Source organism: Halomonas sabkhae (assembly GCF_030409265.1).
Classification (GTDB): Bacteria; Pseudomonadota; Gammaproteobacteria; order Pseudomonadales; family Halomonadaceae; genus Halomonas; species Halomonas halmophila.
On the sequence record NZ_JAUFPM010000002.1, the window covers coordinates 1 to 12,455 of the forward strand.

Annotated in this window: 14 protein-coding genes; 10 read left to right on the forward strand and 4 right to left on the reverse strand. The window is 66.1% G+C overall.

What is annotated here, in order from left to right; genetic code table 11:
* A partial coding sequence (locus tag QWY79_RS01285) for a hypothetical protein (protein ID WP_290269127.1) occupies positions 1-187 on the forward strand: 187 nt, incomplete at its 5' end.
* A gap of 501 nt (positions 188-688) precedes the next feature.
* On the opposite strand, the gene tyrS is transcribed toward QWY79_RS01285, so the two are convergent.
* On the reverse strand, positions 689-1,888 hold the full coding sequence (tyrS, locus tag QWY79_RS01290; protein WP_290269129.1) for a tyrosine--tRNA ligase: 1,200 nt from the start codon (positions 1,886-1,888) through the stop codon (positions 689-691).
* 112 nt (positions 1,889-2,000) lie between these two features.
* Between tyrS and QWY79_RS01295 the strand changes: the two genes are divergently transcribed.
* The gene (locus QWY79_RS01295; RefSeq protein ID WP_290269131.1) at positions 2,001-3,131 is read left to right on the forward strand and encodes an anhydro-N-acetylmuramic acid kinase; all 1,131 of its coding nucleotides are present in this window, start codon (positions 2,001-2,003) and stop codon (positions 3,129-3,131) included.
* A gap of 2 nt (positions 3,132-3,133) precedes the next feature.
* On the opposite strand, the gene QWY79_RS01300 is transcribed toward QWY79_RS01295, so the two are convergent.
* Positions 3,134-4,180, reverse strand: coding sequence for a type IV pilus twitching motility protein PilT (locus QWY79_RS01300; RefSeq protein ID WP_290269133.1), 1,047 nt, complete (start codon positions 4,178-4,180; stop codon positions 3,134-3,136).
* A gap of 54 nt (positions 4,181-4,234) precedes the next feature.
* Between QWY79_RS01300 and QWY79_RS01305 the strand changes: the two genes are divergently transcribed.
* Genes QWY79_RS01305 through metW form a run of 5 tightly spaced genes read left to right on the forward strand, consistent with a single transcriptional unit; the run spans position 4,235 to position 8,259 of the window.
* Positions 4,235-4,939, forward strand: a complete 705-nt coding sequence (locus QWY79_RS01305) for a YggS family pyridoxal phosphate-dependent enzyme (RefSeq protein ID WP_290269135.1) — start codon at positions 4,235-4,237, stop codon at positions 4,937-4,939.
* A 55-nt stretch (positions 4,940-4,994) separates the two neighbouring features.
* A complete protein-coding gene (gene proC / locus QWY79_RS01310; RefSeq protein WP_290269137.1) occupies positions 4,995-5,819 on the forward strand; it encodes a pyrroline-5-carboxylate reductase in 825 nt (274 codons plus the stop codon).
* A 26-nt stretch (positions 5,820-5,845) separates the two neighbouring features.
* The gene (locus QWY79_RS01315) at positions 5,846-6,439 is read left to right on the forward strand and encodes a YggT family protein (RefSeq protein WP_290269139.1); all 594 of its coding nucleotides are present in this window, start codon (positions 5,846-5,848) and stop codon (positions 6,437-6,439) included.
* 48 nt (positions 6,440-6,487) lie between these two features.
* Positions 6,488-7,645 (forward strand): homoserine O-succinyltransferase MetX, encoded by a 1,158-nt coding sequence (gene metX, locus QWY79_RS01320; protein WP_290269140.1) that lies wholly within the window; start codon positions 6,488-6,490, stop codon positions 7,643-7,645.
* The gene (gene metW, locus QWY79_RS01325) at positions 7,645-8,259 is read left to right on the forward strand and encodes a methionine biosynthesis protein MetW (protein WP_290269143.1); all 615 of its coding nucleotides are present in this window, start codon (positions 7,645-7,647) and stop codon (positions 8,257-8,259) included. The genes metX and metW overlap by 1 nt, the downstream gene beginning before the upstream one ends.
* 30 nt (positions 8,260-8,289) lie before the next feature.
* On the opposite strand, the gene sfsA is transcribed toward metW, so the two are convergent.
* Both sfsA and QWY79_RS01335 read right to left on the reverse strand, forming a co-directional pair.
* Positions 8,290-9,027, reverse strand: a complete 738-nt coding sequence (gene sfsA, locus QWY79_RS01330) for a DNA/RNA nuclease SfsA (RefSeq protein WP_290269145.1) — start codon at positions 9,025-9,027, stop codon at positions 8,290-8,292.
* Positions 9,027-10,199 (reverse strand): pyridoxal phosphate-dependent aminotransferase, encoded by a 1,173-nt coding sequence (locus QWY79_RS01335; protein ID WP_290269146.1) that lies wholly within the window; start codon positions 10,197-10,199, stop codon positions 9,027-9,029. Before QWY79_RS01335 ends, sfsA begins: the two co-directional genes overlap by 1 nt.
* Before the next feature lie 379 nt (positions 10,200-10,578).
* Here QWY79_RS01335 and dksA point away from each other — a divergent pair, with 379 nt between their 5' ends.
* The 3 genes from dksA (at position 10,579) to QWY79_RS01350 (ending at position 12,440) form a co-directional block, all read left to right on the forward strand.
* The gene (dksA, locus tag QWY79_RS01340) at positions 10,579-11,016 is read left to right on the forward strand and encodes an RNA polymerase-binding protein DksA (protein ID WP_141320454.1); all 438 of its coding nucleotides are present in this window, start codon (positions 10,579-10,581) and stop codon (positions 11,014-11,016) included.
* A gap of 109 nt (positions 11,017-11,125) precedes the next feature.
* Positions 11,126-12,022 carry a tRNA glutamyl-Q(34) synthetase GluQRS gene (gene gluQRS / locus QWY79_RS01345; protein WP_290269150.1) on the forward strand — a complete coding sequence of 299 codons (897 nt, stop codon included), beginning with the start codon at positions 11,126-11,128 and terminating at the stop codon, positions 12,020-12,022.
* A 238-nt stretch (positions 12,023-12,260) separates the two neighbouring features.
* Positions 12,261-12,440, forward strand: coding sequence for a hypothetical protein (locus tag QWY79_RS01350; RefSeq protein ID WP_141320458.1), 180 nt, complete (start codon positions 12,261-12,263; stop codon positions 12,438-12,440).
* The last annotated feature ends 15 nt before the right edge of the window (positions 12,441-12,455 follow it).

A 12,455-nucleotide genomic window follows, 5' to 3' on the forward strand; every position in this document is an offset into this window, starting at 1 on the left:
TCTGAGCCATGATCAAACTCTTCAGTTTCAATCATTGAGATCCTTGCTTGTCACTCGAAAGCAACAACAGCGGATCAAACTTGGCTCAAGGTTCAAACGTTCTCAAAAAGACTCGAAAGCCTTTGACGAGTCGCTTGCCTTGATTTTCGGTGACTGGTCACCGACATCCCGACAAGCGCCCACATGAATTACCTGATCGATTGTTAAAGAGCGCCTCGCCTTGCTGGTCATCAGCGCCTGGCGAGGAAGACGTATTCTACAGGATCGGCGCCTGGCGTCAAGCTCGATGTTGCCGAGCGAGCGACGCAGCCTCCAAAGGCGGCTGCCGATCAAGCCCTTGGCGGGCCCTGCAAGAAGTGGTGCGTATTCTACCGAAATCCGCGGCTCTGTCAATCGGTGATTTTCGTCGTGATGCCGAAAAACGCCAAGAAAAACAGAGGATTCCACCTCTTTTCACCGCTGGCGAGGTTGGCCCGTCGCCGGCAGCGGATGCGTACTATATGGCCTCAGTCGGCTTCACGCAAGGAGTTTTTGAAGGGATTTTTACCGACTCGTGACACGGCGCCCTGGCGGATAATACACAGCCCTCATGTGCCGGACCACCTGTGGATAACCGGGTGCCAGGAGCCAAGTACGCGAACGCCCGCACGAGGCGGGCGTTCTCAACAGCACTGCCTGGCCACGCCGGTCAGGAAACCTGGACCCTGGCATAGCGTTTTTTGCCGGCCTGGATTACATAACTCTTGCCGGTATCCAGCATGTGATCACGGGCGACTGCCTCTCCGTCGACTTTCACCCGGCCATTGCCCAACATGTCCTTGGCCTGGGCGCTGTTCTTCACCAGGCCGGCCCGGTTGAGGACGGCACCGATCGGGGCCTGATCGCTACCCTCGAAGTCGACCTCCACTTCCGGCAGGTCTTCCGGCAATTCGCCATCCGCCAGCTGGTTGCCGGCACTGCGGTGCGCATTGGCCGCCGCTTCTGCGCCGTGGTAACGCCCGATCAGCTCACGCGCCAGCTCCATCTTGATATCGCGGGGATTGTCACCGCGTTCGATACGCTGGCGGAGATCCTCGATCTCGTCATTGTTCTTCAGCGACAACAACTCGAAGTAGCGCCACATCAGGCTGTCGGGCATGGAGACCAGCTTGTTGAACATGGCCCCGGGCGATTCGTCGACACCGACATAGTTATCCAGCGACTTGGACATCTTCTGAACGCCGTCCAGGCCTTCCAGCAGCGGCATGGTGATGACGACCTGGGACTCCTGGTCGAAGTGCTTCTGCACTTCACGGCCCATGAGCAGGTTGAACTTCTGGTCGGTACCGCCGAGCTCGATGTCGGCTTCCAGTGCCACCGAGTCGTAGCCCTGCACGAGCGGATACAGGAACTCATGAATGGAGATCGCCTGACCACCACGATAGCGCTTCTCGAAATCATCGCGCTCGAGCATGCGAGCCACCGTGCTCTGCGCGGCCAGCTCGATCATGTCGGCGGCACTCATGGAGGAGAACCACTCGGCATTGAAGCGCACCTCGGTCTTGGCCGGGTCGAGCACCTTGAACACCTGTTCCTTGTAGGTCTCGGCGTTGGCGCGCACCTCTTCTTCCGTGAGTGGCTTGCGGGTCACGCTCTTGCCGGTCGGGTCGCCAATGCGACCGGTAAAGTCACCGATCAGGAAGATGACCTCATGGCCCAGATCCTGGAACTGACGCATCTTGGTCAGCAGGACGCTGTGCCCCAGGTGCAGGTCCGGTGCCGTGGGATCGAACCCGGCCTTGATGCGCAGGGTGCGACCGGACTCGAGCTTCTTGACCAGCTCGTCTTCCAGCAGGATTTCGTGAGTACCGCGCTTGAGCAACGCCAGCGCGTCGGCGACATCGGACATTCTCTCCTCTCCACTCGGCAAGATGGCCCACCCGGGACCTTGATCGGCGATGATGATTCACCAATGCTACCATGTCGCTCGATAACGGTTGAGCCTATTGGCAGGAGTTCCCATGAGCTTGTTCATCGGCCTGATGTCGGGCACCAGTCTCGACGGCATCGACGCCGCCCTGGTCGACCTGAGCGCGGAGGCCCCGGCACGGCTGCTGGCGACCCGCGCCGAGCCCATGCCCGCCGAGTTGCGCGACCGCCTATGGCAGCTCTGCCATGCCGAGAGTGCGCGCTTCGCCGACCTGGCCCGGGCCGAACATGACTTTAGCCACCTGCAGGCCCGGTCCGTGCAAAACCTCCTGGCCGAACAGCAACTGGAGGCCTGCGCGATCACCGCCATCGGCAGTCATGGCCAGACCGTGGAACACGCGCCGGCGGGGCATGACGGCGGCCCCGCCTATACCCTGCAGCTGGACAATCCGAGCCTGCTCGCGGAGCTCACCGGATGCCAGGTGGTTGCCGACATCCGGCGTCGCGACCTGGCCGCCGGCGGCCAGGCGGCCCCCCTGGCACCGGCCTTCCATCAGGCCCTGTTCCGCGCTGCCGACGAGTGGCGCGTGGTTCTCAACCTGGGCGGCTTCGCCAATATCACGGTCCTGCCACCCGACCACGATCCTCGGGCCCCGCTGGGCTTCGATACCGGCCCCGCCAATGCCCTGATGGATGCCTGGCATGCACGGCACCGTGGCGGCCACTTCGATGCCGAGGGCGCCTGGGCCGGCTCGGGCCAAGTCGACAAGGCCCTGCTCACCCGCCTGCTGGATGATCCCTTCTTTCGCCAGGCGCCGCCGCGCAGCACCGGCCGCGAGTACTTCCATCTCGACTGGCTGCACGCCCGGCTCACCGGCGACGAGCACCCCGCCGACGTTCAGGCCACGCTTGCCGAGCTGACCGCCAGCAGTATCGCCCAGGGCATCGAGATGGCCCGGCTACAGCTGGAAGCGCCCGCCATTGCTCGGCTCCTGCCCTGTGGCGGCGGGGCGCACAACCCCGACCTGATGGCCAGGCTGTCCCGCCAGCTGCCCGATGCCCGCGTGACCGACAGCAGCGAGGCCGGCTGGCCACCCGACTGGCTGGAGGCCGGCGCCTTTGCCTGGCTGGCCTGGCGGCGACTCGAAGGCCTGCCCGGCAACCTGCCCTCGGTCACCGGCGCCACCGGGCCACGCGTGCTGGGCGGCATCTACGCCGCCTGAGCTCAGGGCGCCGCGACGCCCGGCAGGTCAGCACGCGCCAGCGATTGCGCCTCGCCCGGGTCGACCACGCCCGCACTCACCAGGCGGCTCAATGCCGTATCGAGAGTCTGCATGCCCTGGGCCGCCCCGGTCTGCAACACCGAATAGAGCTGGGCCACCTTGTCCTCACGAATCAGGTTGCGCACTGCCGGGGTCGCCAGCATGCGCTCATGAGCGACCACACGGCCGCCCGTACGGCACTTGAGCAGCACCTGGGAAACCACCGCCTGCAGGGATTCCGACAGCATGGCGCGCACCATCGGCTGCTCGGCCCCCGGGAAGGCATCGATGATACGATCAATGGTCTTGGTCGCGGAGAGAGTGTGCAGGGTTCCCAGTACCAGGTGGCCGGTCTCGGCCGCGGTCAACGCCAGCCGCATGGTCTCCAGGTCGCGCATTTCACCGACCAGGATCACGTCAGGATCCTCGCGCAGGGCGCCACGCAGGGCAGCCGAAAAGCTCTGCGTATCCCGCGCGACCTCGCGCTGACTGACCAGGCCGCACTTGCCCTGATGCACGAATTCCACCGGATCCTCGATGGTCAGGATGTGCTCGGGGCGCGTCGCATTGATGGCATCGATGATCGCCGCCAGGGTAGTGCTCTTGCCCGAGCCGGTCGGCCCGGTCACCAGCACCAGGCCCTGCCGCAGCCGGGCCAGCTGGCCGAGTTCCGCGGCCAGCCCGAGTGCCTCGAGGCTCGGCACCTCGACCGGAATTGCGCGCAGCACGGCCCCGATGCCGCGACCATGCTCGAAGACATTGCCGCGGAAACGGGACCCGTCCGGCATGGCCAGCGCCAGATCGACCTGCCCCTCGGTCTCCAGCGTCGCCCAGTGCGACTCGCCGAGCAGGCCGCGCAGCTCCCGGCGCAAATCCGCATCGTCGAGGGGCTCACTCCCCAGAGGTTGCAGAGCCCCGTCAACACGCACCATCGGCACCGTTTGCGCCGAAAGATGCAGATCCGAGGCGCCGTGCTTTGCCGAGGATGCCAGCAATTCGGTAATATCCATGCGATTCCCTCGCTCCCTCGCCAGAGGTTCCTGTTGCATGACGGGCCACACGACATGACAGACCCAGCACTTTCCGAGTCACTGGACGCCGCCCGCGCCCGCCTCGCTGCCGCCCTGCAGGCCGCTCGGCGCCCCGAGGGCGAGGCGCGGCTGCTGGCCGTCAGCAAGACCAAGCCCGCCGCCATGATTCGCGAGGCCTGGGGCCTGGGGCTGCGCGAGTTCGGCGAAAACTATGTCCAGGAAGCCCTGGACAAGCAGGCCGAACTCGACGACCTGAGCGATATCGTCTGGCACTTCATCGGCCCGCTGCAGACCAACAAGAGCCGCAGCGTCGCCGAACACTTTTCCTGGGTACACAGCATAGACCGTGAACGCCTGGCCCGACGCCTGGATGCACAGCGGCCCGCGACGCTGCCGCCACTGAACGTCTGCCTCCAGGTCAACATCAGCAACGAGGCCAGCAAGTCCGGCGTGACGCTCGACGAGCTGCCCGCCCTGGCGGCCTGCGTACAGGCACTGCCGAACCTGCAACTGCGGGGGTTGATGGCCATTCCGGCCCAGTACGACGACCCGGACGCACAGCGCCGTCCTTTCCGGCAGCTACGCGAGGCGCTCGACGCCTTGCGCGAACACCTGCCCGAGGCACCACTGGATACGCTCTCCATGGGCATGAGCAACGACATGGAAGCCGCCGTGATGGAAGGCGCTACCCTGGTAAGACTGGGTACCGCCATCTTCGGCACACGCCATTACAGCTGACATTGCCGCGCCGACCCGGCGCCGAGCGACTCACCGACAGACACAGGACACCAGCATGACAACTCGAGTGACTTTCATCGGGGCCGGCAACATGGCCGGCGCCATCATCGGCGGCATGATCGACAGCGGCTTTGCGCGTCAGGCGATTACCGCCACCTCGCCGGATGACAGCGTGCTGGCCCCGCTGCGCGAACGCCTGGGCATCCATACCGCCACCGACAACGCCGCCGCCGTGGCCGAGGCCGACGTGGTCGTGCTGGCCGTCAAGCCGCAGATCATGCAGGACGTCTGCGCCGGCATGCAGGATGCCATCCAGGCCCGCAAGCCGCTGATCCTCTCCGTGGCCGCAGGCCTGCCGGCCGACACCCTCGAGCACTGGCTCGGCGGGGAACTGCCGGTGGTCCGCTGCATGCCCAACACGCCTTCGCTGGTGGGCGCCGGCGCGGCCGGCCTGTACGCCAATGCCCGTGTCAGCGACGACCAGAAGCGCAGTGCTACCGAGCTGCTCGAGGCCGTGGGGCTGGTCGAGTGGGTCGACGACGAATCACTGCTGGATGCCGTGACCGCCGTGTCCGGCAGCGCACCGGCCTACTTCTTCCTGATGTTCGAGGCCATGGAGCAGGCCGGCGTCGAACTCGGCCTGCCCGGCGACACGGCGCGTCGTCTGGCGATGCAGACCGCCTATGGCGCCGCCAGCATGGCCATGGACAGCGACAAGACGCCCGGCGAACTCAAGCGCAACGTGATGTCACCGGGCGGCACCACCGAACGTGCCATCCAGCACATGGAAAACGCCGGCCTGCGTGACATCATGCAAGGGGCCATGCGCGCCTGCGCCGATCGCGCGAGTGAAATGGCCGACGAACTCGGCAAGCGCTGAAACCCGCTCTACCATGGAGGAGCCCAATGGGCAGCCAACTGGGAAATACCGGCCTCTTGCTGGTCAACACCGTCGTCAACATCTACCTGTTCCTGCTGATGCTGCGCTTTCTGCTGCAGGCATCGCGGGCCGACTACTACAACCCCATCAGCCAGTCGGTGGTCAAGATCACCCAGCCAGCCGTGCGCCCCTTCCAGAGCTTTTTGGGGCCGGTGATGGGACGCTTCGACCTGGCCACCCTGGCCAGTGGTCTGGTCATCAAGCTGATCGCCATCATCGTCGTGCTGCAGATCGCCGGCTACGGCATGGCGCCCATCGACAGCCTGGCCATCGGCGCCGTGGCGGCACTGGCCAATGCCATCCTGAAGATCTATTTCTTCGCGCTGATCGCCATGATCATCCTCAGCTGGGTCGCGCCCCAGGCCAGCCACCCCGGCGCCCTGCTGATCATGCAGCTGGTGGAGCCGATCATGGCGCCGGTGCGGCGTATCATTCCGCCACTGGGCATGATCGATCTGTCACCGATCGTGGTGTTCATCGCCATCAACCTGATCGATGGTATCGTGGTGGGTTCACTGATCCGCGCCGCCGGCGTCGTCGGTGTGCTGGTCGGCCTTTGACGATCGGCACGCTGCCAACAAACGCGAATAAGGGAAACGACACACCCGATGACCGAGATGCCTCGTGAGTCGGTCGGCCTGGTGACGCCTATCACGGCGCACTTCGACGACCCCCTGGAGCTGGCCTGCGGCAAGACGCTGCCGGCCTATGACCTGGTCTACGAGACCTACGGCACGCTCAACGCCGAGCGCAGCAACGCCGTGCTGATCTGTCACGCCCTGTCCGGGCACCACCACGCCGCCGGCTATCACAGCAGCGAGGATCGCAAGCCCGGCTGGTGGGATGCGCATATCGGCCCCGGCAAGTCCATCGACACCGAACGCTTCTTCGTGGTGTCGCTGAACAACCTGGGCGGCTGCCACGGCAGCACCGGCCCCACCAGCCTCAACCCCGCAACCGGGGAAGCCTGGGGACCGGACTTCCCGATGGTGACGGTGATCGACTGGGTGCACAGCCAGGCACGGCTGGCCGATCGCCTGGGCATCGAGCGCTTCGCCGCCATCATCGGCGGCAGCCTCGGCGGCATGCAGGTACTGCAGTGGGCGCTCAGCTACCCGGAGCGCATCGCTCATGCCGGCGTCATCGCCGCGACTCCCAAGCTGTCGGCTCAGAACATCGCCTTCAACGAGGTCGCGCGCCAGGCCATCCGCTCGGATCCGGACTTCTTCGACGGCCACTATGCCGACCATGACACCCTGCCGCGTCGCGGGCTCAAGCTGGCGCGCATGATCGGTCACATCACCTATCTGTCGGAAGACGCCATGGGCAACAAGTTCGGCCGCGACCTGCGCAGCCAGGACCTGAACTTCGGCTATGGCGAGGAATTCCAGGTAGAGTCCTATCTGCGCTATCAGGGCGACACCTTTTCCTCGTCCTTCGATGCGCATACCTACCTGCTGATGACCAAGGCGCTGGACTACTTCGACCCCGCCGCGAACCACGACGGCGACCTCGCCGCCGCCCTGGCCCCGGCGCGCTGCCCCTTCCTGGTGGTCAGCTTCACCAGCGACTGGCGCTTCACGCCCTCGCGCTCCAGGGAACTGGTCGACGCCCTGATTCGCGCCGGCAAGCCGGTCAGCTATGCCAATATCGAATCGTCCCATGGTCACGATGCCTTCCTGCTGCCCGAACCCCGCTACCAGGCGGTATTCGCCGCCTTCATGGATCGCGTGGCCGATGACGAGGGACTGGAGGGCCGTTTGTGATGCGTACCGACCTGAAGCTGATCTACGACTGGGTGCCAGAGAAAGCCCGCCTGCTCGACCTGGGGTGCGGCGATGGCGAACTGCTGGATGCCCTGGCCCGCGACAAGAACGTCACCGGCTATGGCCTGGAGATCGACCCCGAGGGCATCACCCGTTGCCTGGCCCGGGGCGTCAACGTCATCGAGCAGAACCTGGATGAGGGGCTGGCCAACTTCGAGGATGATGCCTGCGACCTGGTCGTCATGACCCAGGCCCTGCAGGCCCTGCGGCGGCCGGACCGGATGCTCGACGAGATGCTGCGCGTCGCCGAGGAATGCATCATCACCTTTCCCAACTTCGCCTACTGGCGCCACCGGGTGCATCTCGGCATGCGCGGCTACATGCCGGTGTCCAAGTCGCTGCCGCACGCCTGGTACGACACGCCCAACATCCACCTCTCGACCTTCAACGACTTCGAGCACCTGTGCCGTCAGAAGGACCTGGTCATCGTCGACCGCGCCGTGGGCGCCGGGGATTATCGCGACCACTGGGCGTCGCGGCTGTGGCCCAACCTGCTGGGCGAAATCGCCATCTTCCGGGTCACGCGGCGGCGCCGCCAGGGGGCGACGGCCTGAGCCAAAGCGCCGCGATCGGCGCGGCGGCGCTCAGACGCCGTGCAGGCGCACCGGCAGTGCCGCCGCCAGGCTGATGTCCTCGGGCACAGCAGCGGCCCCCCGCGCCACCCTGACCCCATGCGCCAGCACCTCGACGCCCTGTCCAGCGACCCGGCGCAGGGTCTCGCCATAGGCCGGGTCCAGATGATCCGCCGGCGCGACATCGGCGATGCCCTCATGGGCCACGCAGAACAGCAGCACCGCGCGGTGCCCACGGGCCGCCAGCGACGCCAGGGCCTCCAGGTGCCGGCGGCCGCGCTCGCTCACCGCATCGGGAAAGTAGCCGTAGCCATCCGTCTCGCGCAGCGTGACCTGCTTGACCTCCACGAAGGTGTCGATACCCGAGGTGCCGGGGCGCCGGAAATCGAGGCGACTCCCCTCGACCCGGGCCTCGGCCTGCCAGCTCCCGGCGCCGGCCAGCGCCGCGATGCGTTGCGCCTGCAGAGCTTCCGCGACGATGCGGTTGGTGCGTCCGGTATGCACCGAGGCCAGTGCCACGCCGCCCTCCGGCTCGGGCAGTTCGATCAGCTCCCAGGTCCAGGCCAGCTTGCGTTGCGGGTTGTCGCTGGGCGCCAGCCAGACCCGACAGCCCGGCACATTGACCGCACGCATCGAGCCGGTATTGGGGCAGTGCGCCACCACCTCGCGGCCATCGTCCAGCTGTACATCGGCCAGAAAGCGCTTGTAGCGCCGCCGCAGGGTACCGCCCACCAGGCTCGGATAACGCATCAGGCCATCCCTTGGCGGCGTTGTAGAAAGCGCCCGAGGCGCGCCACGGCCTCTTCCAGCCGTGCCACGTCAGTGGTGAAGGCGATCCGCACATGGCGCTCGCCGCCCTGCACGGCAAAGTCCGTCCCCGGCGTGATGGCCACGTTTTCTTCCTCGAGCAAGCTCAGGCAGAAGGCTTCGCTGTCCTGGCTGTAGCGCGAGATGTCCAGCCACAGATAGAACGCCCCCTGGGGCGGCAGCGACGGCGCCAGCCCCAGGGCGGCCAGTCCCTTCAGCAGGGCATCACGGCGCGTCTCGAGCTCGCGACGGCGGCCCTCGAGTATCTCCCGGCAGTCGGGCCGGAAGGCCGCCAGGGCGGCATACTGGGCCGGTGTCGAGGCCGCCAGAAAGATGTTCTGCGCCAGCCGCGACAGAGGCTCGACGGCATCCTCGGGCGCCACCAGCCAGCCCAGCCGCCAGCCGGTCATGCCGAAGTACTTGGAGAAGCTGTTGACCACAAAGGCGTCCGAACTCACCGCGGAGGCCGAGACCGGAGGTATATCGTAGGTCAGGCCCTGGTAGATCTCGTCCACCAGCAGGTGACCGCCGCGCTCGGCCACGCTGGCGGCCAGCTCGCGCAATGCATCGAGGCCCAGCATATGGCCGGTCGGATTGGAGGGCGAGGCCAGCATGGCCAGCCGTGTCCGAGGCTGCCAGTGGCGGGCGACAAGCGATGCATCCAGCTGCCAGCCACTACGCTCGTCCACCGGCACGGCATCCACCTCCGCCCCGGCCAGCGACATGAAGTGGCGGTTGCAGGGATAGGTCGGGTCGGCCATCAGCACCCGGTCACCGGACTCCACCAGCAACTGGCTGGCCAGCAGCAAGGCCCCCGAGGCCCCGGGCGTGACCAGGATGCGTTCCGGCGCCACCGACGCGCCGAAGTGCTCGGCATAGTGAGCCGCAATCGCCTCGCGCAGTGCCGGCAGTCCGCCAGCCGGCGTATAGCGCGTCCGCCCATGGGCGAGCGCCGCCTGGCCCGCTTCCAGCACCGGCGGCGGGGTCGGAAAATCCGGCTCGCCGATTTCCAGATGAATCACGTCATGGCCGGCCGCTTCCCGGGCCTGGGCCGTTTCCAGCAGATTCATCACCCGGAAGGGCGCAATGCCCTTCAGCCGCGAGCTCCAGCTCATCCTGTTCTCCTCTTGTCGGTCTCGCAAACCACCCTGTGGGACTCGTCAGGATACTGCTCGGCATGTTACGACGTTTGGCTCGAGGACGCAGTCGCCGGATCGGCCGGCCTTCTGACAACAGTCCTTTACACAATAGCCTTGCAAAACCGCCAATTTTTCGCTAAACAAGCATCCCTTTGGCGTGAGATACCTTAGGGAGCGCTGGAAGAGTCGCCTGACGGATCAGGCGTGGCGCACGACACCGGGAGAGCACGACATGGCGGCGCTCTCTGACACGCCGGCACAGGCCGGCAGCGCGCCGCGCACGGCTTCGACGCAGTGTTCCCGCATCAGCATGGCAGGTATTGATCAGCAGTCACTCAAGTAGCGAGGCAGTCCCATGCCAGTAGCCGAACAGAAAATGGAAGCGCCCCGGAAATTCACCCCGTACGAGCCTGCGGCGGATGAAGAGTACATGAACGACAAGCAGCTCGCGCATTTCCGCCAGATCCTTCAGGGCTGGAAGCAGGAGCTGATGGAGGAAGTCGACCGCACGGTGCGCCACCTGCAGGAAGAGGCCAACAACTACGCGGACCCGGCCGACCGGGCGACGCAGGAGGAAGGCTTCAGCCTGGAGCTGCGCACCCGTGACCGCGAGCGCAAGCTGCTGAAGAAGATCAACGAGACCATCGACAAGATCGACGAGGACGACTACGGCTTCTGCGAGGCCTGTGGTGTCGAGATCGGCATCCGTCGTCTCGAGGCACGACCCACCGCTACCCTGTGCGTCGACTGCAAGACGCTGGCCGAGCTCAAGGAAAAGCAGCTCGGCGGCTGAGCCACCCCGATGCGTCGCGCCGGGCACGCTGCCCGGCGCCCCGGTTTCCTGCAAGCCTTGTCGCCGGTGACACGCGCACAAGGCTCGCCGCCACGTCCCGGAGTCGTGCATGCGCGCCTACCGCGGCCGCTTCGCCCCCACCCCTTCTGGCCCCTTGCATTTCGGCTCGCTGATCGCGGCCCTGGCCAGCTATCTGGATGCCCGGCATCAACAGGGGCAGTGGCTGCTGCGTATCGAGGATATCGACCCGCCGCGTTGCCCGGCCGGTGCCGCGGCGACCATTCAGCGCCAGCTCGAGGCCTTCGGCCTGCACTGGGACGGCCCGGTGCTCTGGCAGCATGATCGCGATGCGGCCTACCAGCAGGCGCTCGAGCGTCTCGCGGCACTGGGGCTGGCCTACCCCTGCAGTTGTTCGCGCAAGCAGTGGCGGGACCACTCGACCTATCCGGGCTGGTGCCGTGACGGCCCACGGGAACCCGACAGCCCCCTCGCCTGGCGGCTGCGTACCGACCTCGGCCCGACCCCGGTCAGCTGGCAGGACCGCCTGTTCGGTCATCAGCAGTTCACGCCGACCGCCATGGGCGATGTGGTGCTCAAGCGCAAGGACGGCCTCTGGGCCTACCAGCTGGCGGTCGTGGTGGATGATGCCGACCAGGGCATCAGCGACATCGTGCGCGGCGCCGACCTCCTCGACAACACCCCCTGGCAGCGTCAACTGCAGCATGCTCTGGACCTGCCGACGCCTCGCTACCTGCATCTGCCATTGATTCTCGCCGACAACGGGCAGAAGCTGTCGAAGCAGAACCTGGCCCCGGCCCTGCCCGAAACGCCCGACGCGGCCCGCCCCCTGCTGCATCGCGCGCTGGTCGCGCTGGACCAGGCGCCCCCGGCATCCCTGGCCAGCGAGCCGGTGCACATCCAGCTCGACTGGGCCATCGCGCACTGGTCGCCGCGCTCCCTGCAGGCCACGGCGGAGCGGCGTGAACCCAGGCACAGCAGCTTTTAGGGAACGCTGATTTATGTCGCGAGCGATGATAGGTTGGCGGCCGCCGGAGCGACACTCGAAGCGCAGCGGAGAGAACGTCCACAGGACGGCCCCGCAGGGGCGAGAAGCCATAGGCTTCGAGTCAATACCGGAGTTTACACGTGAGTAAATGAGGATATTGACCGGGCTCGCGCACGAGTACCGCCGGCAGCCAAGATATCGAGCACAGCAATAAATCAGCGTTTCCTTAGGGAGTGACATGTACGTCTACCGAATCATGCTATTCCTGGTCTTTGGTGGCTACCTGCTGTCCCCCCTGCTGATGAGCGGCTGGGCGTCGCCCGAGGCGTCCTGGTACCGCCCCTTCCTGATCTGGGCCGGGCTGATCGCCCTGACGCTGTGGCTGGAGCAGAAACGCAAGCTGGACGAGCGGCGCTAGGGGGTAATGACTGCC